The sequence below is a fragment of the Pedobacter nyackensis genome (assembly GCF_032678475.1).
In the GTDB taxonomy this organism is placed as follows: Bacteria; Bacteroidota; Bacteroidia; order Sphingobacteriales; family Sphingobacteriaceae; genus Pedobacter; species Pedobacter nyackensis_A.
The window spans coordinates 570,461-594,477 of the sequence record NZ_JAVTSF010000003.1; the positions used below are offsets into that span (position 1 = coordinate 570,461).

The 24,017-nt window shown below is 38.0% G+C and carries 20 protein-coding genes; 15 read left to right on the top strand and 5 right to left on the bottom strand.

The genetic code is table 11. The features are described 5' to 3' along the window. Positions 1-2: 2 nt before the first annotated feature. From R2Q84_RS13445 to R2Q84_RS13500, 12 genes are all read left to right on the top strand, one after another. On the top strand, positions 3-539 hold the full coding sequence (locus tag R2Q84_RS13445) for a DUF420 domain-containing protein (protein ID WP_316817068.1): 537 nt from the start codon (positions 3-5) through the stop codon (positions 537-539). A gap of 136 nt (positions 540-675) precedes the next feature. Next, complete coding sequence (locus R2Q84_RS13450; RefSeq protein WP_316817069.1) at positions 676-1,311, top strand: RNA polymerase sigma-70 factor; 636 nt, start codon at positions 676-678, stop codon at positions 1,309-1,311. A 103-nt stretch (positions 1,312-1,414) separates the two neighbouring features. Then, a complete protein-coding gene (locus R2Q84_RS13455; protein WP_316817070.1) occupies positions 1,415-2,380 on the top strand; it encodes a FecR family protein in 966 nt (321 codons plus the stop codon). A 43-nt stretch (positions 2,381-2,423) separates the two neighbouring features. Continuing rightward, positions 2,424-6,044, top strand: coding sequence for a SusC/RagA family TonB-linked outer membrane protein (locus R2Q84_RS13460; RefSeq protein ID WP_316817071.1), 3,621 nt, complete (start codon positions 2,424-2,426; stop codon positions 6,042-6,044). Positions 6,045-6,055: 11 nt separating this feature from the next. Beyond that, positions 6,056-7,549: a RagB/SusD family nutrient uptake outer membrane protein gene (locus tag R2Q84_RS13465; protein ID WP_316817072.1), complete on the top strand. Its 1,494-nt coding sequence runs from the start codon at positions 6,056-6,058 to the stop codon at positions 7,547-7,549. 10 nt (positions 7,550-7,559) lie between these two features. Continuing rightward, positions 7,560-8,927, top strand: coding sequence for a substrate import-associated zinc metallohydrolase lipoprotein (locus R2Q84_RS13470; RefSeq protein WP_316817073.1), 1,368 nt, complete (start codon positions 7,560-7,562; stop codon positions 8,925-8,927). A gap of 29 nt (positions 8,928-8,956) precedes the next feature. Then, positions 8,957-10,291 (top strand): DUF4302 domain-containing protein, encoded by a 1,335-nt coding sequence (locus R2Q84_RS13475; protein ID WP_316817074.1) that lies wholly within the window; start codon positions 8,957-8,959, stop codon positions 10,289-10,291. A gap of 158 nt (positions 10,292-10,449) precedes the next feature. Further along, on the top strand, positions 10,450-11,730 hold the full coding sequence (locus R2Q84_RS13480) for a hypothetical protein (RefSeq protein ID WP_316817075.1): 1,281 nt from the start codon (positions 10,450-10,452) through the stop codon (positions 11,728-11,730). A 386-nt stretch (positions 11,731-12,116) separates the two neighbouring features. Next, positions 12,117-12,371 (top strand): hypothetical protein, encoded by a 255-nt coding sequence (locus tag R2Q84_RS13485; protein WP_316817076.1) that lies wholly within the window; start codon positions 12,117-12,119, stop codon positions 12,369-12,371. A 42-nt stretch (positions 12,372-12,413) separates the two neighbouring features. Next, complete coding sequence (locus tag R2Q84_RS13490) at positions 12,414-12,815, top strand: DUF983 domain-containing protein (RefSeq protein WP_316817077.1); 402 nt, start codon at positions 12,414-12,416, stop codon at positions 12,813-12,815. Beyond that, positions 12,812-13,474 (top strand): DUF2461 domain-containing protein, encoded by a 663-nt coding sequence (locus R2Q84_RS13495; protein WP_316817078.1) that lies wholly within the window; start codon positions 12,812-12,814, stop codon positions 13,472-13,474. The genes R2Q84_RS13490 and R2Q84_RS13495 overlap by 4 nt, the downstream gene beginning before the upstream one ends. A gap of 107 nt (positions 13,475-13,581) precedes the next feature. After that, positions 13,582-14,424, top strand: coding sequence for a flagellar motor protein MotB (locus tag R2Q84_RS13500; RefSeq protein ID WP_316817079.1), 843 nt, complete (start codon positions 13,582-13,584; stop codon positions 14,422-14,424). Between the two features lie 74 nt (positions 14,425-14,498). Here the strand turns inward: R2Q84_RS13500 and rfbC are convergent, their stop codons facing one another. From rfbC to R2Q84_RS13515, 3 genes are read right to left on the bottom strand one after another with little or no spacing between them, the layout of a single operon-like run. Next, a complete protein-coding gene (gene rfbC, locus R2Q84_RS13505; protein WP_316817080.1) occupies positions 14,499-15,053 on the bottom strand; it encodes a dTDP-4-dehydrorhamnose 3,5-epimerase in 555 nt (184 codons plus the stop codon). Between the two features lie 8 nt (positions 15,054-15,061). Next, the gene (locus tag R2Q84_RS13510; protein WP_316817081.1) at positions 15,062-15,364 is read right to left on the bottom strand and encodes a DUF4286 family protein; all 303 of its coding nucleotides are present in this window, start codon (positions 15,362-15,364) and stop codon (positions 15,062-15,064) included. 15 nt (positions 15,365-15,379) lie between these two features. Then, the gene (locus R2Q84_RS13515) at positions 15,380-17,188 is read right to left on the bottom strand and encodes a tetratricopeptide repeat protein (RefSeq protein WP_316817082.1); all 1,809 of its coding nucleotides are present in this window, start codon (positions 17,186-17,188) and stop codon (positions 15,380-15,382) included. Positions 17,189-17,574: 386 nt separating this feature from the next. Between R2Q84_RS13515 and R2Q84_RS13520 the strand changes: the two genes are divergently transcribed. Genes R2Q84_RS13520 through R2Q84_RS13530 form a run of 3 tightly spaced genes read left to right on the top strand, consistent with a single transcriptional unit; the run spans position 17,575 to position 21,840 of the window. Further along, positions 17,575-19,467 carry a S9 family peptidase gene (locus R2Q84_RS13520; protein ID WP_316817083.1) on the top strand — a complete coding sequence of 631 codons (1,893 nt, stop codon included), beginning with the start codon at positions 17,575-17,577 and terminating at the stop codon, positions 19,465-19,467. A gap of 10 nt (positions 19,468-19,477) precedes the next feature. Then, positions 19,478-21,145 (top strand): HAMP domain-containing sensor histidine kinase, encoded by a 1,668-nt coding sequence (locus R2Q84_RS13525; protein ID WP_316817084.1) that lies wholly within the window; start codon positions 19,478-19,480, stop codon positions 21,143-21,145. Positions 21,146-21,150: 5 nt separating this feature from the next. After that, positions 21,151-21,840, top strand: coding sequence for a response regulator transcription factor (locus R2Q84_RS13530; protein WP_316817085.1), 690 nt, complete (start codon positions 21,151-21,153; stop codon positions 21,838-21,840). On the opposite strand, the gene R2Q84_RS13535 is transcribed toward R2Q84_RS13530, so the two are convergent. Both R2Q84_RS13535 and R2Q84_RS13540 read right to left on the bottom strand, forming a co-directional pair. Then, a complete protein-coding gene (locus R2Q84_RS13535) occupies positions 21,837-22,718 on the bottom strand; it encodes a hypothetical protein (RefSeq protein ID WP_316817086.1) in 882 nt (293 codons plus the stop codon). The genes R2Q84_RS13530 and R2Q84_RS13535 overlap by 4 nt on opposite strands. Before the next feature lie 19 nt (positions 22,719-22,737). Continuing rightward, a complete protein-coding gene (locus R2Q84_RS13540) occupies positions 22,738-24,003 on the bottom strand; it encodes a metallophosphoesterase (RefSeq protein WP_316817087.1) in 1,266 nt (421 codons plus the stop codon). Between the last annotated feature and the right edge of the window lie 14 nt (positions 24,004-24,017).

A 24,017-nucleotide genomic window follows, 5' to 3' on the forward strand; every position in this document is an offset into this window, starting at 1 on the left:
ATATGATGAATAACAACAGCTCAATTGAACAAAAATATAATAAATGGATCATATTGCTCTCTATTGTTATCCCGTTGGTTGTAGCGGTATTGTTTTATGTTAAAATACCTAATGCTACTCCATTACCATTTTTACCCCCAATTTACGCCACTATAAATGGGATAACAGCCATTTTATTGGTTGTTGCCGTGATTGCTGTAAAAAATGGCAAATTGAAATTACATGAGAATTTAATGAAGTGTGCCATTGGTTGTTCTTTATTATTCCTGGTGATGTACATTGCTTATCATATGACCACTCCGTCTACAAAATTTGGTGGAGAAGGAACGATTAGATATATCTATTTCTTCATTTTGCTAACGCATATCCTTTTGTCTATCGCAATTATACCATTGGTATTGATTACTTATGTTCGTGCCCTGGCGCAGCGATTTGACAGGCATAAAAAGATCGCAAAGATCACATTCCCGCTTTGGTTGTACGTTGCCGTTACCGGTGTAGTTGTATACCTGATGATTTCGCCTTATTATATTCACTAGGGCAGTTTCCTTTAAGTTTATTTTAAGCCGGACCGGAGATAATCTTTCAAGTAATTGTTGAGGTTTCTGTTTTTGTTGACTTCGATTGAGATTATACGGCTATAAATCGTATTTTTAGTCGCTAACGACTCAACTATTGCAGTATTTTGATATGGGAATTCCTAAAAGATCAGCATCAATAATTACCGGAAAAGATTTACTGTTACTGATTGAAGGAAAGGATACTGATGCTTTTACAGAGTTTTACGTAGAGAACTTTAGGAAGTTAATTTTAGTGTCCGACAAATACGTCAAAAGCATTCCTGTTGCGGAGGAGATTGTCCAGAATATTTTTCTGAAGATATGGGAAGACAAAGGCTTGCTCACTGAAATAGATTCCATTAAGTCCTATCTTTACAGAAGTACCACCAATGCTTCGATTAATCATATCAACAGAGAGAAAAGTCTTGAGAAGCATCATTTGAAGATTGCGGAAAGCTTAACAGCAGAAGAAATTGATAATCTTGATGAGCAAAATGAAATGATTGTTTTGCTGTACAAGGAAATAGAGCTGCTTCCGGAAAAGTGTCGTGAAGTATTTAAATTAAGCCGCCTGGAAGGAATGAAGTACAAGGCGATTGCTGTACACCTCAATATCTCAGAAAAAACTGTAGAAAATCACATGGGGCACGCTTTAAAGGTTTTGAGGTTCCGGATTTTGAATCATGCCAATGGTTCATCTCCTGTTTATAAAGCACGTTATTTATCTATTTTAATGAGCTTCCTATACTAGTTCTTTAAGCCCGGATAAAATTATTATGAAATAATTCTTTTTTTTCTGAAAATGACTAGGGGTTTTTTGATCGTTATTTGTCTTCTATAAAAAAGAGGAAATATTGGAAGATCGATCAACATTTGAGGATTTAGTTCTGAAGCATTTAAATGACCCTGAAAACCAGGACCTGTTGCATGAGGTTAGCCGCATGCGTGCATTGTCGGCTGCACATGAGCGTGATTTTCAGGACATCAAAAAGCTTTGGGATCTTGCACCTCAGGTAGGGCGTTTACAAGAGGTTGATGAACTGCGTTCATTAAAGAATTTAGAAGCTGCATTGGGGCGACGGGCTTCAGGGAAATCCCGGACAATGTATTTCTGGTCAAGTATCGCCGCTAGTTTGTTCTTTTCTGTATTCGCACTCTGGTCTTATTTTTCACAAACACGCTTGACTTACCTCGTTAAAGAAACTCAGACAGGTGTAATTGATTCTGTAAGACTTGCGGACGGGTCGCAGATCTTTCTGGCGGGGAACACTGCCTTGAGGTATCCTGAAAAGTTTACTGGCGATACAAGACCAGTAGCTTTGTTAAAAGGGAAAGCTTTTTTTAAAATTGCTAAAGATCCTAAGCATGCTTTTGAAGTAACTATTGACAAATCTGTAGTCAAAGTATTGGGAACCTCATTTAATATTAACTATGTGGTGAATAGAATAGACCTGTCTGTAAAAACCGGACGGGTGATGTTTAGCGCCAATAGTAAAAGTGATCCTGCAATTTTAACAGCTGGCGATGCGCTGAGTTACGATCTGGATAAAAATCAGCTGACTAAAGAAAATGGCCTGAATTCAACTGGCTGGCTAACCAGGGAACTTCATTTTGTGGATATGCCATTGGAGGAGGTTTGTCGTCAATTGAGCGATTATTACCAGGTTAAAGTGGTTTTGCAAGCCAGAACAAGTACAGCAAAGAAATTAAATGCGAATTTCTCAAACACCAGCATAGAGGATGTGCTAAAAGTGCTTAAACAAACTTACCCTATTCAGATACATAAAAAAGACAGTATTATATATATAAAGAATTTGTGATCAACTGATCGCCTATTATTAACTAACCTAAATTAACCATTTTATGGAGAAAATCTACAAAAGGACCATGTGGAGATTGAAGTACTGTGTCCAGGGCATGTTCCTGTGTACCTTTCTTTGCGTGTCGTCCGTTCGTGCCGAGCGTGTGCAGCGTGAAGTGTTAAAAGCTGAGCGGCTCGAGAATTATCTTAGGAAAATTGAACTGGCTTACAAAGTCAGTTTCGTGTACGATGCCAGCCAAATTAATAAATCCATGAGCATTGATGCTCCGGAAAAATTGACCTCTATTAGTTCTGATCTTGAACCACTAAAAGCTAAAGGGATTAATTACAACATTATTGGCAAACAGGTTATTTTAAAGAAAGCACCTTTAGAGACTGTTAAAAGAGACTTAATTGTTAAAGGGCTTGTTACTTCAGCTAAAGATAAAGAGCCATTGCCGGGTGTGAGTGTTAGAGAAAAGAACGTTGCGAATGGAGTTTCGACTAATGGCGATGGATCCTACCAGATTAAGGTTAAGGAAAATGCGATCCTTGTTTTTACTGCTATAGGTTTTAAAACCCAGGAAGTTTCAGTGAATGGAAGGACAGTCGTAAACATTGCTATGGAAGAAGACGTTAGCCAGTTAAAGGAAGTTACGATCTCTACAGGTTATCAGGAATTGAATAGAAAGCTTTTTACAGGTTCTGCTACTAAACTCAAGGCCGAGGATGCACAAAGAAGCGGTATCCAGGATGTAAGTAGAATGTTGGAAGGGCAAGTTGCCGGGGTATCTGTACAAAACGTATCAGGAACCTTCGGAGCGGCACCGAAAATCCGTATTCGTGGTGCATCATCTCTGAATGGTGACAATAAACCATTATGGGTGGTTGATGGGATTATGCTGGAAGATTTGGTTAATATTTCTAATGAGCAGCTCTCTAGTGGTGATGCGGCAACTTTAATCGGATCATCTGTGGCGGGACTAAATCCTGATGATATTGAGAGTTTCGAAATTTTAAGAGATGCTGCTGCAACTGCGATGTATGGCGCCAGGGCGATGAATGGTGTAGTGGTTGTGACTACTAAAAAAGGTAAAAATACGGAAGGTAAGCCTTTGATCTCTTACTCAGGAAATTTTACAACATATCTGAAGCCAAATTACGATCAGTTTGATATTATGAACTCAGCTGATCAGATGCAGGTTTATCTGGACATGGAAAACAAAGGTTGGCTGAGACATTCAGATGTATCCAAAGCATTAAATGGTGGAGTATATCGTAAAATGTATGATTCAATGTATGACTATAATCCAGTTACTAATCAGTTTGCATTAAGAAATGATGCGCCTAGTCGTCTGCAATTCTTAAATCGTTATGCTAATGCAAACACCGATTGGTTTAACCAACTTTTTCGTAACTCTCTAATGCAGGATCACTCGTTAAGCATTACTGCAGGTACCCAAAAGTCTAAATTCTATGCATCAACCAGCTTCTTGAATGATAATGGCTGGACCGTTGCAGATGGAGTTAAGCGTTTTACAGGGATGTTAAAAGGTAATTTTGATATTACTGACCGTTTGCAAATAGAAATTCTATCTCAAGGTTCAATTCGTGATCAACGTAGTCCTGGTACAGTGAATAAAGAAGACAATGAAGTGTTGGGACAAGTAGACAGAGATTTTGATATCAACCCATTCAATTATGCTTTAAGGGCAAGCAGAACATTAACGCCATATGATGTGAACGGCAATAAAGAGTACTTTACTCAAAACTTTGCGCCTTTTAATATTTTGCAGGAATTAGAGAATAACAGTATAAAGACCACGCTTATAGATTTAAAAATTCAAGGAGGCTTGAAATATAAAATCATGGACGGGCTTAAGTATTCATTTACCGGTGCTTACAGGTATGTGAAATCTGATCGTGAGCATAGTATTACAGAGTACTCAAATGCAGCGAATGCTTATCGTGCTTACTACAACAGTAACGTCATTGAAAATAATAAGTTCCTATATCAGAATCCTTCTAAACCAGGCTCTTTGCCAAGCATTGTATTGCCAGAAGGAGGTTTTTATAATGTGACGTCGAATGGTTTGGTTAATTACTTTATGCGTCATGATGTTGAATATGATAAGGTATTTAAAGAGGATCACTTTTTAAATATTTTAGGGGTGTTAGAGATGAGGTCGAATGACAGACAAGATCGTTTTAGTAACGGAATTGGTTATCAGTTTGACAATGGTGGTGTGCCATTTATTAATTCTGATTACTACAAGCAAGCAATTGAGGCTAATAGTTATCCATACGGAATGGGGATGAATTATGAACGTTTTCTTTCTTATGCAGTTAAAGCGGCTTATTCTTACAAAGGGCGATATAGTATTAATGCTACTGGTCGCTACGACGGATCTAACTTATTAGGAGAATCTGCAACAGCAAGATGGCTGCCAACCTGGAACGTATCAGGTGCATGGAACCTTCATGAAGAAGATTTCTTCGATAAACAAGATATATTAACCAGGGCAACAATAAGAGCAACATATGGTTTGACTGCCAGTACTGCCAATGCCAAAAATTCAAGTTTAATATTGCGCAATCAAACCAGCAGAAGAACGGACGATGTAGATAAAGAATCTTCCATTTATATTGATGGTCTGGAAAATTCAGAACTTACCTGGGAGAAAACATATGATACAAACCTTGGTTTTGACCTCGGATTTTTTAAAGACAGGTTATCATTATCGATTGACCTCTATAAGCGTAATGGATTTGATTTGATTGGGGAGTTTCCGACTGCGGGTATTGGGGGTGAGGGTTTAAAAAATGCCAATTATGCAGATATGAAATCTAAGGGTATTGAGCTTACTTTAAATGCTAAAGTGATCAGTAGAGATGCCTTTAAATGGAGTACGAACTTGAATTTTGGTTACCATAAAGGAGAGGTTACCCGTTTGGATTATGATCCGACTATTTTCAACTTGATTACACCTACTGGTGGTTCAAGATTAGGCTACCCGCAAAGTGGATTGTTTTCAATTGTATTTGATGGTTTAGATCATGATACAGGTGTGCCAACATTCATAGATGAAAATGGAAAGAGAAAGGCTACAGAGGTTTTCTTTCAAAGTCGTAATTTACAACACCTGAAGTATGAGGGACAGGTCGATCCGAAGTTTACGGGTGGTTTTTCTAATAAATTTAGCTATAAGGACTTTACCTTATCTGCTTTGGTAACTTTTAGTGCGGGAAACAAAGTACGGTTAAATCCAAACTTCAGCGATACTTATAGTGATCTTACTGCAACTTCGAAAGATTTTTTAAGTCGTTGGACAAAGCCAGGGGACGAACAATACACGAATGTCCCTTCTATCGCTGATAAATTTGTTGTAGGTAATTTTGGAAGTACAGAAAGGCCTTATAACGCTTATAATTATTCAACAGTGCGTGTGGCCGACGGAGGTTTTGTGAGATTGAAACAAGTGACGCTATTCTATCAGTTGCCAAAATTATGGTCAACAGTTATTGGTGCTACCAATGCATCTATTGGCCTGGTTGGAAATAATGTTTGGTTGATACATTCTGATAAACGATTAAATGGACAGGATCCTGAATTTTTTGGTTCTGGTGGTGTAGCAATGCCTATTCCGCGGCAATATACCTTATCGTTAAAAGTTGGATTTTAATACTATAGATAATGAAAGCAATAAGATATAAATATTTACTGGTGGCCTTGATCGCTTTTATGGCGTCTGGATGTAAGAAATTTCTGGAGAAAACTCCTGATTTAAGAACTCAGTTAAATTCAAAGGAAAAGGTAGCACAGCTGTTGGTTTCAGCTTATCCCAAAGCGGAGTATTTGTCCTTCACGGAAAACGCTTCGGATAATGCCGAAGATAAAGGGCCAAGAACAGATTATATTCAAGTAAACTCCGAGCAGTCCTGGACTAAGGCCTACTTTTGGGAAGATTTTGAAAATGGGGTTGATATATCCGGTTCAACAGATGATTACTGGAATAAAACATATTTAGCTATTGCCGCGGCAAATACGGCTTTGCAATACATAGACAAACATCCGGAACAGGCTGATTTGCGCCCATACAGAGGAGAAGCTTTATTAGCTAGGGCTTATGCGCATTTTATGCTGGTGAGTTTATACGCAAATATCTACAAGCCAGGTGAGGCTAACAATAGTCCTGGGATTCCCTTCGTAACCGACCCCGAAATTACAGTTTCGCCACAATACAAGAGGGGAACGGTTGCGGAGGTTTACAATAAAATTGAACGGGATTTAACAGAAGGTTTGTTGTTAATTGATAATTCTGTATATAAAACTGCTCAAAAGTATCATTTTAGTCAGAACTCAGCCAATGCATTTGCGGCAAGGTTTTATTTGTTCAAAGGAGATTTTGCTAAAGTGATTGCACACACAGGAAAAGTGTTGACAAGTGGTGAGCAGGCAAAAAGTATGCTTAGACCCTGGAACAGCACTTATGCACCTATGATTGCAACGGCAATGGAAGTTGTGTTCACAAAATCATCACAAAATTCTAACTTGTTAATGGGGGAGGCGGAATCTGCCTGGGCAAGAAACTTTTATATCAGATATGGTTTAGGAAAGATTATTACCAATTCGGTATTGTTTGGCCCAAATATCTCGGGAGGTGAGTATGCGTATAAGGCGACACCATATGTAGAACCACTTTGGACTACTTGTAAATTCAACGAACTATTTTTTGAAACGACAATTGGATCTGGTTTTGGAGATCCTTATATCATGGTACCCTTATTTACCGCTGATGAATTGATCATGAATCGTGCAGAAGCTTATGCCTCAACCAATCAATTTGATTTGGCTTTGCAGGATATTAATACTTTTTTAAGTACGAGAATTACAGGATACAGTGTTGCTGCGAATGGGGTTACCTTAACAAAAATTGCCGATTACTACGGTATTGCAGATCCTAAAGCAGGTGTAATTAAGACTATTTTGGATTTAAAAAGAGCAGAGTTTGTTACTGAAGGTTTACGCTGGTTTGACATCCTGAGGCATGATCTAACAGTTAAGCACAATAAACTTGATGCGAATGAAAACAGTACAACGATTGAACTTAAGCCAGGTGATCCGCGCAGGGTGTTCCAATTACCGATTCCTGCACTTAAAGCGGGGTTAGCACTTAATCCACGATAAACTAAAAGTTATGAAAAAGATTTATTTATACCTGATTCTGCTGTTAACAGTAATGGCATCATGTAAAAAGGAGCAGGCTTTAAATGTTGATATTACCAAGTCAAATTTAGATACCTATGCAAAAGGGGAGCTTGACGATTGGTTGGAGACCAATTTTTTAAATCCATATAATATGGAGATCCTTTACCGATTTGATCGGTACCAGGCAAGTATTGATAAAGAAATCGCACCTGTAATGGAAGATAAAGTCCGGCCAATTATGGAGGGGGTAAACCTTGTCTTTATAAAACCATATTTAGAGCTGGCAGGAAAAGGATTTCTTTTACCTATACTACCTAAGGAAATTGCATTGTTTGGAAGTGGTGAATATTCTGACGATCAGCTTACGCTGGGTACAGCCGATGCAGGAAGACAGATTAATTTGTACGTGGTCAATAGTTATGACAAAGATGATGTTTTAAGTGTAATGGGGACACCGGAGCGACCGGCTGCTTTTCATACTATGCATCATGAATTTGCCCATATACTACACCAGAATGTTCCGGTACCTCCAGGTTATGAAGAAATATCATCCAGCTATGTCGGCTCGGCATGGGTGGGATCAGGTAATACAACTGCAACCGCAAAAAGCTTAGGCTTTATTACACGCTATGCCCGAAACAATAAGAATGAAGATTTTGCTGAAATGATTGCAACACTATTGGTGGGGGGGCAAGATCAATTTGATGCTTATGTAAATACAGCAACCAGTGAAACCGCTATTGCAAAATTAAGGGCAAAAGAGCAGGTTGTAGTGGATTACTTTAGAAATGGTCATGGACTCGATTTCAGAAACTTGCAGGCGAAAGTCCGGACGGCTATTGAAACCTATGCACCGGTTACAATAGTTCCGGTCCCTACCTGGTTATCACGAGGATCTTATAAAGGCTTTTCCGTGGATAAAAATGCGGATAGTCAAAGTTCTGCATTTGTAACTGCTTTCAATAGTGCAATTGCAGCAGCGAGTTCGCCTCAATATGATTCGCCTATCACTCCGACTTTCGAGTTGGTATTTGCGAACCCGGCAGTAAACAGAACGGCTATGATTCTTAAATTCACAGATGGTACTTATTCTTATTGGTACAATATGACAGCAACCGTAACAACTGGAGCATCAGGAACAATAAAATTAGTCAGGGCTGCACCAGGTACTACTGCGGCCTATGGAAATGGGACTTTTTTACAGGCTGCTGTAGCTCCATTATTGGATTACTTAACTACGAAGACTTTTAAAGTAAACTGGATAGAAGATGTGCTTCCGGGCTCGAGAAGCACTTTATTAGGCTTTTTTGATCAGTCAGATAGTAAACTAGGGTTTTATGGCCGTATTCAAAGATAACATGTCATAAATTGAAATCAGGATTATACATGAGAAAAATATTTATAATGGGCATTTTTGCATTATTGATAATGCAAGCCTGTAAAAAAAATGAACAGGAATTGATCGATGGGAAAAGACCGGAAGAGCGTGTTGCGGCCGATCTCGAAAAATACAGAAGTGAACTAGTTAATAGCAAGAACGGCTGGGTAGCTTATTTAAGTACTACGATTGTTGGCGGTGGGTATAGTTTTTATATGTCGTTTGATAAGGACAATAAAGTAATTATGCGTGCTGATTACAACAGTGATATTGCTCTGGAATCAGTTCAGAGTACATATAGGGTAAAACAAGTTATGGCGCCCTCAATTATCTTTGATACCTATAATCTGTTACATTTATTGCAGGATCCAGATTCTGAGTCTTTTAATGGTAATAATGCCGTGGGTTACGGATCTGATTTTGAGTTTGAAATTAGGGAACAAATTGGTGATACGATAAAGTTGATCGGTAAAAAACGGAATGCACCATTAATTTTAGTGAAAGCTACTGCTGAGCAAAAGGCATTTTACACCAGTGATCAATTTTCTGAAAGTATTGACGGAATCACTAATTTTGTAATTGATCACCCGTTTACGTATATTCTTGATCCAAAAAATAATAGTAAGAAAATACAGGTATCTATCAATACCGACGTTCGTTCCAGAGCTTTTTCGTTAATTTCTGCAAGTGGGAATGAAATTGTCACGAATTCGGGGATTTTTTCTTTCTCGGAAAGAGGTGTCAGATTAAATAACCCGGTTAAAAATGGTGACGAAATTTATACAGAGGTACTTTGGGATAAGGAGACAAAAAAACTCTTTCTAGTTTCAGTAACGGGAAGTAAAACAGAGCTACTTTCTTCTAGTGCTCCTATATTACCTTTGGATTTGCTTTTGGGGTCAGTTTATTCATCTATTACCGTACCTTATGCGACACAATATCCGGGATGGTCTGCAAATTTCGTCGCCAGGAGAGCAGCAGCAGCAAATGCTATATTAACTGGAGGTTATAATTTAAGACTTGATTTAATGCAGTTTTTATTTAATACTAAAGCGAACACTTTAACAATAAATGCTGCTGTATATCAAGGTGCAAATGGTTTTCTAGCAGTTTTTTCTTATACTTATGTAAAGGCTGCAGATGGCACTTTGAAATTTACTTTTACTGATGCAAATGGAAATGGATCTCTAATCATTTCTGGAATGGCACCGTTACTGACTGATCGCATAAATGCAGATAACTTTAAACTCGACTATTTTGTAAATCCAAATACCGGTGCTGTTTTGGGGCAGTTTATAAGTGTTGAACATCCCGATTTTACATTTTCTGGGACACTAGAATAAGAAACCTACGCTACCGATGTTTTCAAGGAGAGGATGTAGTATGATTATACATCCTCTTTTTTACCCTTTTTTAATATTTATCTATAGGAGAATTCTGTACGTTTCGAAATTATTGAATCACAGGATGATCATTTTTAACGATTTATAAAATAAATACTATGAAAACTAAATTCTATTTCTATTTCATACTGGGGCTGCTGTTATTCACGGTGTACTCATCTTGTAAGAAAGACAAGGGCAATGTAGCCTCTGAATTTGAATTAAGGCAATACAATTCTAATCTTAAAAGGTTAACTGGAGTTATTGGGAAACTTCACAATGAAGGCATCACAGAGGCCCTCTCAAATAACAAAGAAGGATTGATTGGTGCAGGCAAATCGCTATTGCCAATGTCACCTACAATATACACAACTCCTCCGTTGAACGGCACATACAATGAACTGGATCTTAAAAATATTATAAGTTCCATTTACGATTATGTACTAAGCCAACCTGAGTTTTTTGGATCAGAAAGAGGAATACCTCAGCAAGTGGTTCCCGATCTTGTCTCAATAGTTAATGAACCAAACCCTGCTACGATAAACCTTAAGATAGATGCTACAATAACATTGCTAAGACAACAGAACTATATATCTCTAAGAGAAGCTGGAATGATCAAAGAACTCCAAAACATCTTTATAAATGGTTATGCCTTAAATATGACTCAAATAAATGCTGGAATATATTTTACGGACAAACTAGATGAATTACGTGCAAAATATGCTGATATCGAATGGGGAATTAATGAGGGAGAAGGCTTTCTTGGTATGCTCGAAATTGCAACAAGTTCGAATCAATATTGGCACGAAGTACAGTCACTAGATCTTGAAGATCCTATCGTTCAGGTTGACATGGGTGCGTACGTTTTGGCTTGGGGATGGCTGGTGTATAATGAAGCGATGGCTGGGACTTTACAATCAAGAGATCAATGGAAAAGAATAAGCAGATCGACACAGGCGGCTATAACAGCTAGCACATTGCGTACAATAAAAATATATTCGGTACCAATAAATACTCTTATTGTTAACGAGGCAGTCTTGATACCTCCCAGGGTAATAGGTAAGCCAGATAGTCCAGCAGTTTTAGGACAATATTTCCCAGAACCATTGACTACAGATTTTGTATACTACTCAATGTTACCTATGCATATTGGAGTCAACCTTGCTCCGTCTGTTAAGATTCATATTTATAAAAAGGGGGATCAATACTTTTATGCTCCGAATTGTGATCCTCTTTATATATTACCTAATGGGTATTATGTTCTTAAAAAGGATTTGCTTACACAAAAATACTATCAAATTGTTAATGGTCGAGTATTTAAAATTGGCAAAGCTAGTAATAAGCCGAACGCCACACTTCCCCCTTATGTTTGGGAGAATCCATTTAAGCTAATACTTTAGTCGCATTATTAATGTCTAGATTATTTATTGACAAAAAAATAGTTTAAATATAGAGAGCCTGACTATTTAATGTTGACTTTAGATAGTCAGGCTTTTAAAAAAGTATTAATGTTGATAATCAATTGTTTGTTGTGTTTTAAGCATGGTTTTTTACACTAAATATGCAAAAAAATCAGTATTTTATTTTAAAACGTTGCAAGTTTTATTATTTCGATAGCGCTTATAAAAGAGTGCTTGGCAAAATGACCAGCAAGGAATCACCAACATTCTTCTTTACCGGAATAATTAATTAACATCTACCAATGTTGAAGTTTAAGGCCGGGGTACTTTGTACTTCCGGTCTTTTCTTTTAATGAGCCTAATGTTCTTTTACCTATATTTGCAGAATGAAAAGGATCGCATTCATATTCATCTTCATAATGCTGTCTGCTGTAGCAGTAAGTAATACCGCCAGTGCACAATGTGCCATGTGCTCGGTTAATGCCGAACAAAGTGTTAAAAATGGAAATACACAAGGTAAAGGACTAAATGCCGGTATCTTATACCTGTTGGCTATTCCTTATGTTTTACTTACAGGAATAGGAATTTTATGGTATACCAAATACCGTAAAAAAACGATTCAGGACATTTCACATTCCTAGATTAGTTCAATTACCCCGCACCAGGTGTGCGTCCCATAAATTATGGAAAAAAAAACATCCAAACTTTACGCTATAGTACATGGTAAATGCCCGCATTGCCGAAGGGGTGATATCTTTTTGGGAAGCTTATATGGGTTCAATATACAACGAACAAATACAGTTTGCGGACATTGCGAACAACGCTTTGAAATAGAACCGGGATATTTTTATGCGGCTATGTACGTAAGCTATGCGATGAACTGTGCAGAGATGATTACACTTGCCGTAGCTACCTATGTTTTATCAGGTGGTAACCTTGATTTTGATTCCTTCTGGTTGTATATCGGTGTAATTTTTACAGGATGTTTACTTTTATCTCCCTTCAACTATCGGTATTCCCGCGTGATTTTATTACATTGGCTATCTCCAAAAATAAAGTATAACGCCTATTACGATAAGCCATGATTAAGCCCGAAACACTTGCCTTTATATCAGATGTAGCCGCAAATAACAATCGCGAATGGTTCGCTGAAAATAAAGAAAGGTATGAAGTAGCCAAAGCCGATGTACTGGCATTTGTTGATCAGCTGATTCCGGAACTTGCTGCCGTAGACCCAGCCTTTTCAATAGATACCCAATCGAAGAAATGTTTGCTGCGTATTTACAGGGACGTCCGTTTTAGTAAGAATAAAGATCCTTATAAAAATAACTACGGTATCTTTTTCGCTGTAAAAGGTAAAGGTGTAAATGAACCCGGCTATTATCTGCATATACAACCTGGGGGCTGCTTTTTTGCAGCAGGACTTTGGATGCCGCAAGCTGCCGATCTTAAAAAAATCAGAGAGGAGATTGATTATAATACTTCGGAGTTCCTGGATATCATCCATGCGAAAGACTTTAAAAATATCTTTCAGTTGAGTGAGGAAGACAAGCTGAAAAAAGCACCTAAAGGATATGAAATAGATCATCCACAGATAGAACTTTTGAAGCTGAAGAGCTTTATCGCTACATTTCCGATAAAGGATGAAGAATTTTTTAAGCCGGAAATCGTTAATAAGTTGAAAAATGCTTTTAAGAGCGTTTATCCTTTTATCTTATTTTTGAGAAATGCAGTAGAACAATAGCCGCTGCTTAGGGAAAAATAAAACACAAATGAACTATAATGGTTTGCTATGTTGGTTTTTAGCTGACATACGCAAGCTTGTAATCCTTTAACAACCAATATACACTAATGAAGAAAATCAATTTATTTTTATTTGTTGCATTGTTTGCGAGTGCATTCAGCTCTTGCGTTGTTCTATCACCGCAGAAGTATAAGTCGCTGCTGGCAAAGCAAGATTCTTTAAACAAAGGCTGGAATGATTCGCAAATGATGAATGAGAACCTGGAAAGCCTGATTGCCAAATTGAGAAAAGATACAACAGGGCTGAGTAGCGCTTTAAACGATTTAAAGGGACGTTATTCGGAAATGGATAACAACTATAGTACGTTACGCAGTAATAGCTCCAGTGAGATTAATAAGCTGTCTGCTGATCTAAAGAAACGTGAGCAACGATTAAAAGAAGTGGAAGAGATTTTGCGTAAACGTGATGCGGCCACTAATCAGCTCAAAGAAAAATTGCAACAAGCTTTACTGGGTTTTACCAAAAACGGTTTAACAGTAGAGATTCGCAATGGTAAAGTATACGTTTCGCTAATGGATAAGTTGCTGTTCCCGTCGGGTAGCATTATCATTGATGAAAAAGGAAAACAAGCGTTAAGTCAGTTAGCTGATGTGTTAAAACAACAGCCAGAGATAAATATTGCGGTTGAAGGGCATACCGATTCTCAGAAAATCACTAACCTGGGGCAGATTAAAGACAACTGGGATTTAAGTGTTTTACGTTCTACTTCTGTAGTAAGATACCTGACTGAAGTAAGTAAAGTTGAAGCGGTACGTATGACAGCAACTGGTAAAGGAGAGTTCCAGCCATTAGGCCCAAATAATTCTGCGGAAGCAAGAAGTAAAAACCGCAGGATCGAGATCGTTCTTTCACCAAAACTGGATGAGTTGTATAACCTCATTAAGCAATAGATTTTTAAATCTTATACAAAAAAAGGATGAAGAAGCTCTTCATCCTTTTTTTGTATAACAATTCTGGTAGAGGTTTAGAAAGGACTTTTAAAATCTTTAAAATTGTCTAATCCCTGGTCTTTATCGGAAAGTAAAAATGTTGATTCCGGCATATATTGGGTCCATTCTATATTTAGATCCGGGTCATTCCACATCACGCCTATTTCAGAGTTTTTATCGTAATAGTTGCTCACTTTGTAAGTGAAAATCGTCTGGTCTTCCAGGGTTAAGAAACCATGTAGAAAGCCTGGCGGTACCCAAAGTTGTTTGTGGTTCTCTTCGCTCAGTTCAACCGTAAAATGTTCTCCATAGGTAGGGGAACCCTTTCTGATGTCGACTGCAATATCAACCACCATTCCCTGTAATACACGTACCAGTTTTCCTTGTTCAAAAGGCGTACTTTGTGCATGTAGGCCCCTAAGTGCTCCTTTTTGGGAAAAGGATTGATTGTCTTGTACAAATGTTACGTCGATGCCAGCGTCTGCATACATCTTAGCATTGTAGCTCTCGTAAAAATAACCCCTACTGTCTTTCCATACTTTGGGTTCGATAATCAATAAGCCTTCAAGCGGCGTTTTAGTAATTTGCATATTTTTGCTTAAACGATATATTCCATTAAAGTGCGAAAAGATACTAGTTTATTTTCATAAAGTGCGGTCACTTCAGCTTGTAATGCCGGGGCAAATTTTTCCTGATAATCCAGGTAATCTGCCATATGCTCCACAACATACTGTGCGCAATAGGTCACGCCTTCATTAGGGGAATCAAGCACCCTTAACAAGCGGTGGGATACAAATTTTCCAGATGCCATAACATTTGGAATGTGTACTTCTTCCATCCATTTCAGCCAGCTGTCAGCTGCTGTGTCATCAATTATTGTAGTTACATTGTATAATAGCATGCCGCAAAGATAATACTAAGTGCCAACATTATCACCGCGAAGTTTACGGAACCGTTTTCGCGCTTCGGTGGTAAACATGCTGCCCGGATAATCGTTAATTAATTTTTGATACAGGATTTTTGATTGCTCCGGATCTTTTAGGTTCTTCTCATATAAATCAGCAAGGGTAAAAATGGCGTCATCTGCCCAGATACTACTGCTTTGTTGCTCGATAAGTAGTTTAAGCGCTTTTACAGCGTTTTGAATCTCATTGGTTTTGATATAAATTTTTGATTTTGTCATTAATATATCATCAACAAGACTGTTATTGGGGAACACGATGGCTATACTGTCCAGCTTGGCAATGGCCTGTGCTGACAGGTTTCTGAATTGTAGCATTTCTGCATCAGCATACATCTTGAGTGCATTGCTGTCTAATGTCGACTGCAGGTTATCGGATATGAGTAAGCTTAGGTTTAAGGCGTCATTTGCTATTAATTGTGAGGTTGAGGCTTTTAAAACATCGGCCTGTGATTTGGCATAAACGAAATTACCCTGATAAAAGGAAAGTCGGGCCGAGCGGTACCTGGCCTCATTACCAATATCCTGGTTTTCAAATTGCTTGGCTACCTGTTCGTAGATCAAAAAAGCTTCCCAGGGCTGATTGGTTAAAATGTAAACATCACCCAATTCCAGTTTAATCTGTCCGGTTTCAGTTGCTGCTATGCCGGGTATAGTTAGCATACTCTCCAATAGCAGCTCCGCCTTAGTGAGGTCTTTAAGATAATAGGCCTGGAGATTCGCCATTCTTTTTAATGCAAAAAGAGTCTGATTGTTTTTGCCGTATTCATCAATGATCGTCTGATAGGCATTTGCAAGTTCTGAAATTGCCTTTTTTTCAAATTGTCCGCCAATAACCAGCTGGTACTGGGCATTGATCATTTCGACTTTTGATGGCAGGTAATAAGGGCTCCCTTTACCCTTTGTAAGCAAATATTCAAAAGCTTTTATGGCTGTAGTATAGGCTTTGTTATCAACGAAAGTACTGGCCGTATTAAAGAGGATCGAACCATCATCTTTAATTCTCTTATCCTGGGCAATGAGCTGTCTTAGCGCCATTTCATATTCCTGTTGCTGCAAGTACTGCCAGATGAGTAATTTGGTATAAATCTCTGTCTGAGGTTCTTTTTGTATCTTTTTTAAAAGAGCTGACTGTAAAGTCTGGTAATCAGTATTGTCTTCGAATACAGATGACAACACACTTTCTGCCTGTGGTAACAATTGTGGTATTTCAGGTAAAGCATTCAGGTATTCCTGGATCAGCATATTTTTATCTTTTTTATAGCGATAAATACTGAGCAGCTCGTAAGTAAAGGGTTTGTTGTCGTTTAATATTTTTCTACCTTGCAGAAAAGCAGTGATTGCGAGGTCGTAGGCTTTAAAATTGTAAAAATAATTGGCAATCTCCCTGATTTTAAACTCATCGGCAGGCAGGTTATTGATGAGTTGCATGTACAGTTTATTTGCCGCATCTACCTGGCCTTTATCCTGGTAAATTCTTGCCAGCGATATGCCATATTGAATGTTTTCTTTATCTTGTTTAATGAGTTTCTTTACAAGCTTTTCGGCGTCGTCGTACCTTTTTAAGGCAAGTAATGAGTTAAAATAAAGCTCAAAGTATGTGCTGTTCTTTGTTTTGTTGAATAGCTTTTCTAATAGTTCGGCTGCCTGTTGATACTGACCCTGTTGATAAAACTGATAGGCCAGGGCATCATCCACATTGTCTTGTGCCTGGCAAAACAAGTGTGTGAAAAACAATAGAACAAAAACAATTAATTTTTTCATTTGAGAATAAGAGATTCCGGAATCTAAAATTAACGATTTTAAGGCTAATATTTGTATATTAACTGTTGTAACAAAGTGTTTTCTCCTCAAGTAGCTGTGGCGTAAGCTGGCTTGGAAGAGTGGTTTCGAGGATGGGGTATTCTTTTGCTATCAGTTTGGCTTAATATTGGTTTTCTTTCGGTCTGAGCAAAAGGTTAGCAAAAGAAAAGCAAAAGGACAGCAAAAGCGGAGCAAAAGAAATGATGAACTTTTCTGGAGAAAATCACTTTTTTCGTACTGTATACTAACTGGGTTGTACCGTAACAATAAGGCTTTAAAGTAACAATATTGGTGTATTGCCTATTTGCAAAGCTTCGGTTGTGTAACTTTGCAAACTAGTTAGCGATATGATTGGATTAAAAAAATACTTTTTCCTTGTTCTTGTGCTCTTTTCTTTTGCCTGTCAGCAACACAAAGAAACCAGGATTATACCTGTTGATGATTTCTTCAAATCACAGAATAGGGTAGGCTACAGGTTGTCTCCTGATGGGAAAAAGCTCTCTTATCTTAAATCTGAAGGTGCAAGTAGGAATATTTATATTGAAGATATTGAGAGTGGTAAAGGGAAGAGCATTACCCATTTTAAAGGGATAAATATTGTTTTCTATTTCTGGGTAAGCAGTAATGAACTGATTTATTATAAGGAGGTTGACGCCGGGACCAATCAGTCGGACATGTATATTATCGACAAAGAAGGGAAGAATGAACGTCAGTTGGTAAGAAATGAAAAGAGCCGTTTAAGGATTATTGAAGATCAGTTGACTGATGATAAATACCTGTTGGTGTCTTCAAATAGACGCGATTCTACTGTTTTTGATGTATACCGTTTAAATGTTCGCAATGGGAATATGGAAATGGCTGCCAAAAATCCGGGAAATATCATCAGCTGGCGAACGGATTCTGAAGGAAAACTCAGATTGGCTGTAAGTAGCGATGGTGTGAATTCCACAATTCTTTATCGTGCAACTGAACGTGAACCTTTTAAGAAGGTCTTGACCAGTAATTTTAAGGATACTTTTACTCCTGTTGCTTTTAGTCATAGTGAACCGAATATCATTTATGCTATATCAGATATCAATAGGGACAAAACTGCATTGGTTGAAGTTGATTGTAATACAGGCAAAGAAGTCAAGAACCTTTTTTGTAATGATACTTTGAATATTACAGAAGCGCAGTATTCAAGAAAAAAGCAGAAGATGTCTTTTGTGGTTTATGAGACCTGGAAAAAGGAAAAGTATTTTCTGGATGATTCGGTAAGGAAGGTGTACGAGAACCTGGATAAGCTTTTACCTAAAACCGAGACCCGTATCTTTGATAGAGATGAGGCTGAAAATGTATTTATACTAAGATCATTTACGGATCGAAATCCAGGATCCTACTACCTTTATTTCACAAATACCGGGAAGTTAAAGAAACTGGGAGATTTCAACTCTTCTATTGATGAAAAGGAAATGTGTGAAATGAAGCAGGTTAGTTACCGTTCGAGGGATGGTTTACTGATCCATGGATATTTAACACTTCCTTTAAATCAAAAGGCCGAAAATTTGCCGGTAGTTGTGGTGCCACATGACGGGCCGGTCTCAAGAAATTTATGGGGTTATAACCCGGAGGTTCAATTTTTGGCCAATAGGGGTTATGCAGTATTTCAGGTCAATTACCGTGGCTCTTCGGGTTACGGAAAGAACTTTGTGGCTGCAGGATTTAAAGAATGGGGCGGTAAAATTCAGGATGATATTGATGATGGCGTAAAATGGTTAATTAGCCGTAAAATAGCTGACCCTAAGAGAGTCGCGCTTTGCGGAACTGGCTTCGGGGGATATATTGCATTAAATGGTTTGTGTTCCAGCAAGAATATGTACGCTTGTGCCATATCCAATTCAGGTGTGATCAACCTCTTTACTTATCTAAAATCTATTCCGTCTTATCAACAGCCTATTTTGCAGATGTATTATGAAATTATAGGTAATCCGCTAACGGATATTGATAAAATGCGCCAGGTATCACCTTTATTTCAGACAGATAAAATTAATGCCCCGGTATTGCTGGCTCAGAACATCAAAGATCCTACAAACAATTCTGGCGAAACCATGCAGTTCGTTAAAAACCTTAAGAAACGAAATGTAAACATTACTTACATTGAAAATGATGGCGATATTTTTGTAGGTAGAAATGAAGTCTTAAGGCACAATTTCTATAATGCTGTAGACGAATTCTTAGAATTTAACCTGAAAAGGAAGTAGATTCATAAATATGGCTTCAGAGAAAAGAGACGGTTACCGTAAGAATTTTTCGTTGATACTTACTTTCATCATTCTGATGTCGGTCCTGTTCCTGCTGTCTTTAGGATTGGCCTATAGGTTTAGTACAAAGTACATAGAAAATGAGTTTGTTTCTGAAAAGGTAAATGTACTTGAACAAACTATTAAACCTTACAATGATTTCTTTCAAAAGAAGCTTCCTGAGGTTTCTTTTTATAATGGATATCTGGATTCAGCCACGGCTTCGCATTTCGTAGATACAGTTTTGCAGGAATATCCTTTTGTCTCAAAAGTAATTTTTTACGATTCAGAGATCAGTAACACACCTGTTAGTGATGGGTTGAACACAGGTAAGTTTTCTTTTGGGCCAAAGAATATTTATCAGTTTGGTAGTCTTGTACCTCTTGATTCTGTCGAATTGTTTTCAAGAAGTAATACAAAAAATTTTATTGTTGGCAATGATTTTAATACACTGGCGTTAAAGCTGGTTTCCTATATTGAAAGTCTGGACACAACGCGAATGCCGAGTCAGGACGAGCTGTTTAGTAACTTTAGTAATGTACGCTCCAATAAGATTACTTATCTCAATATCCCCAGATTTGAAGATTTGAAAATTTACAAGGAGATGTTACGTAGGGAATTGCTGCCCAGTCCTGTTTATGAACAGGATATGTTGTCTTTCCAACTAGATCCTTATAAGTTAAGGATCATCAATACCCGGCCGAATTTATACCAGTACATCAAGATTGAACAGCTGACTTATGATCCGTTGGATACTACAGAGGTATATTTAAGTACAGAGATTACATTACCAGGGGCATTCTCTGACTACAAGTTATATTTTATTTCTTCAAAATCATTCGTAGAGCACGAGATCTTCAGCTACTTTCTGCCTATCGCATTGGCTATTTTCTTTTTTTATGGGATTTTGGTACTGGTTGCGGTTCTGATTTACAGAAACCTGAACATTAATCAGAAGATGTTTAAGCTTCAATACGATTTTGTGAATAATCTCACGCACGAGTTTAAAACGCCCGTCAGTGTGATTAAAATTGCAGGAAACAATATTAAGAGCGCGAATTCGCTGACTGATCGGGAACTTAAGTTATATGGGAGAATATTGGATGAAGAGGCGGATAAATTGAATGGGTTGATGAATAAATTGCTGGCTTTTACTCAGATAGAAAATAAATCTATACAGTTGAACCGTGATCGTATCAAAATTGTAGATTTTATAGAAAGTACAGTTGAATCACATCGCTTAAAACACCCTGATTTTGATTTTACCTATGAGGTTAGTGGCTTAAAAACTTTTGTAACGGATCCGGTGTTGCTGGGGTCTTTGTTTGATAACCTGGCTGAAAATGCGTATAAATACTCTCCGCCCGAGCGGAAAAAGCTTCACATTAGCGCCCGGTTAATAAAGGGAAAAGTAGTTTTCAGATTTATAGATGAGGGGATAGGTATACCTGCCTCAGAAATTAATAATATATTTAAGAAGTTTTTCAGGATCCAGAATCAGTACAATCAAAACGGAAGTGTCGGACTTGGGCTCGCTTTTTGTAAGGAACTGGTTAATTTTATGGAAGGGGAGATTACAGTGAAGAGTAAAGTAAATAAAGGATCTGAATTTAAAATAGTATTACCATATAATGATTAGAACATATGTCAAAAGGAGTTAGAATACTGATTGTTGAAGATGATGAGAACTTACGCTTTTTAGTCGTACATCGTTTAAAAACAGAGGGATACGAGGTCTCGGAAGTTGGTGACGGTGAAACTGCAGTGCGTGTTATTATGGCCGAAAAGCCTGATATTGTATTGCTGGACTGGATGTTACCTGGTAAACAAGGATCTGAAGTATGCGAAGAGGTACGTAAACAAGGTTTTGATAACCTGATCATTATGATGACTGCCAAAGCACAGGACGTAGATAAGATAGATGCCTATCATTTTGGTGTTTCTGATTATGTAACCAAGCCTTTTAATATGGATGTACTGGTTGCTATGCTGGACAGTAAGGTGAAGTTTATTTTAAACAATGAGCGTTCAGAAGTGCATCGTTTTGGAAATATGGAACATCATCCAAACGTACATACTTTGTTTAGAGATGGAAGAAAGATTGAATTAACAATCCTGGAAAATAGAATTTTACTTTATTTTTTAAGAAACCCTAACAAGGTAATTAACAGAGACGAGTTAATGCTAGTTGTTTGGGGATACAATTCTGACGTAAATACACGTACATTGGATATGCATATTGTTCGTTTACGTAAGAAGATTGAACAGAACCCTGATAATCCGCAATTATTGCAAACTGTTAGGGGGGTAGGATACCGCTTTAATCCTGCTTAAAATCTAAAGCTTACCAGTACAAGTATCAGGTATTGCAGTAACATTGTTCCATCGAGGTAAAAGAAATAGTAATACTCATTTTTTTCGATGTTTGATTTTAGTATGAGCCAGCCGGTGAGGAGTAGGGTCAGGGTTAAGGCAATGATATCTGCATTTATCGTTTGACTAAACAAGAGCAGTAAGACCAGGTATCCTGCAAGCAGGAACTGGCAGAAAAGATATGCCTTTTTCTCGCCCAATATAACTGGAATTGTTTTTAGGGCATATAGCTTATCCTGGAATAAATCCCTGATGTCAAACGGGATGGTAATTGCCGCAATGAATAGGAATCGCTTAGCTACCAGAAGCAATGTTTCTGCTGATGAAATGTTGATCTGGTAGTTGTGTTCCAATTCAACAACGGGAAGCAGTACGCAGCTTACAGACCATATCAGTGCAATTAAAAACAGTTTGATACCTGGTATGTTGCGTAAGCCTATCTTTTGGTTATTGAGCGTTAAAAAGGGGATATTGTAACCTAGCGCCAGTGCTGCGGTAAATATCATTAGCAACTTACCTTCGATGCTTAGAAAAAGCAAACCTAAAGGAATCAGACAAAGCACTGAAATTAAAGTGATGGATATGATTAGTCTATGATGCGAGAAAATCCATCTTACCCTAACGTAAGATGATTTTTCAGGGTGTTTAGGTTTGGATAAGAGCATACTAAAATTATATATCCCCAGTGTCCCAAAAAATATAATGGCAAGAATATACCTGTCTGGTTTCGCATCTAACAAATGGTAGGTGACCAACCCCTGGGCTACTGCGCAAATGGCAATAAACAAATTGCTAAAGAGCAAAAAGTCCAGAATTGACAACAGCACTTTCTTTATCATGCGTGGTTAACGGTTTGAATTAGGCTCGTTTCAATTCAAATATCGTTATTTCTGGTAAGATTCCAACTCTTCCGGGGTAACCTAAAAAGCCATAACCTACATTCACGTATAACTGTTGGTTTTGTTCCTGGTATAATCCAGCCCATTCTTTGTAAATGTACTGCACAGGGCTCCATTGGAAATCTTTGGTTCGCACGCCAAATTGCATCCCGTGTGTATGGCCGCTAAACATAGCATCTATTTGAGGATACTTTTCAAGCACCTGTCCACGCCAGTGTGAGGGATCGTGCGATAAAAGTAATTTTACCGGCAGGTCATCTGTATCTTTAACTGCAAGATCCATGCGTCCGTATTTTGGAAAGCGGCCCATTCCCCAGTTTTCAATACCCAGAATGCCGATCTCCTCGCCGTCTACTTTTAACCTTCGGTTTTCGTTCATTAACAAATCCCAACCCATTAATTTGTGCGTTTTTATTACTTCCTGAAGGTTTTTTGCCTTAGCAACGGAAGGTGCTTTGCCATAATAGTAATCGCCATAGTCGTGATTACCTAACGTTGAGTAGACCCCCAGTGGTGCCTTTATTTTTGCGAAGATATCTTGATAGTCACGCATCTCCGTAGCCTTGTCATTAACAATATCACCGGTAAAGAAAACGAAATCTGGTTTTTCTCCAAGTAACATTTCTACTCCACCAAGTACTGCTTTAGGATTGTAAAAACTACCAGAGTGCACGTCAGATATCTGGGCCATTTTTATGCCATCGAAAGCCTTTGGTAAGTTTGGCAGAATAAGCTTTTGGCGTTTTATTTTGTAGTCGTAAGCACCTGATACAATTCCCCAGCTTAAAGAACCGAGAGGTACTGCAGCAGTGAGCATTCCTGCTTTCACAATAAAGGCAGAACGGCTGATGGGTTCAGCACTATCAGTTATGGCAGTAACTTGTTTTGTTGCTCCTGTTTTTTGTTTCTTGTTTATTCTTATGAGTTTAATAAAGGCTCTTCTCAGGTCATCGAGTAGTAAAAAAGGCAGCATGACTGCTTTACAGCCAACAGTTAAAAAGAAAGCGACAAGAATGACCGCTCTTAGCGTTAGGTACAGGTTCATGTAGATCCCCGCAAACACGCCAATTACCAGCCCGATGGTATAAGTCCACCAGACGATGGTAAATGTTTTTTTTGTGCCTGGACTCCACTTTTTGAATACAGATAGTATGGCACGGTAGCAGTAATAGTCAAAAATTAATAAAAAGACGGATAAAAAGATGATTAGGGATAATCGGCCCATAGGTATTTAATTGT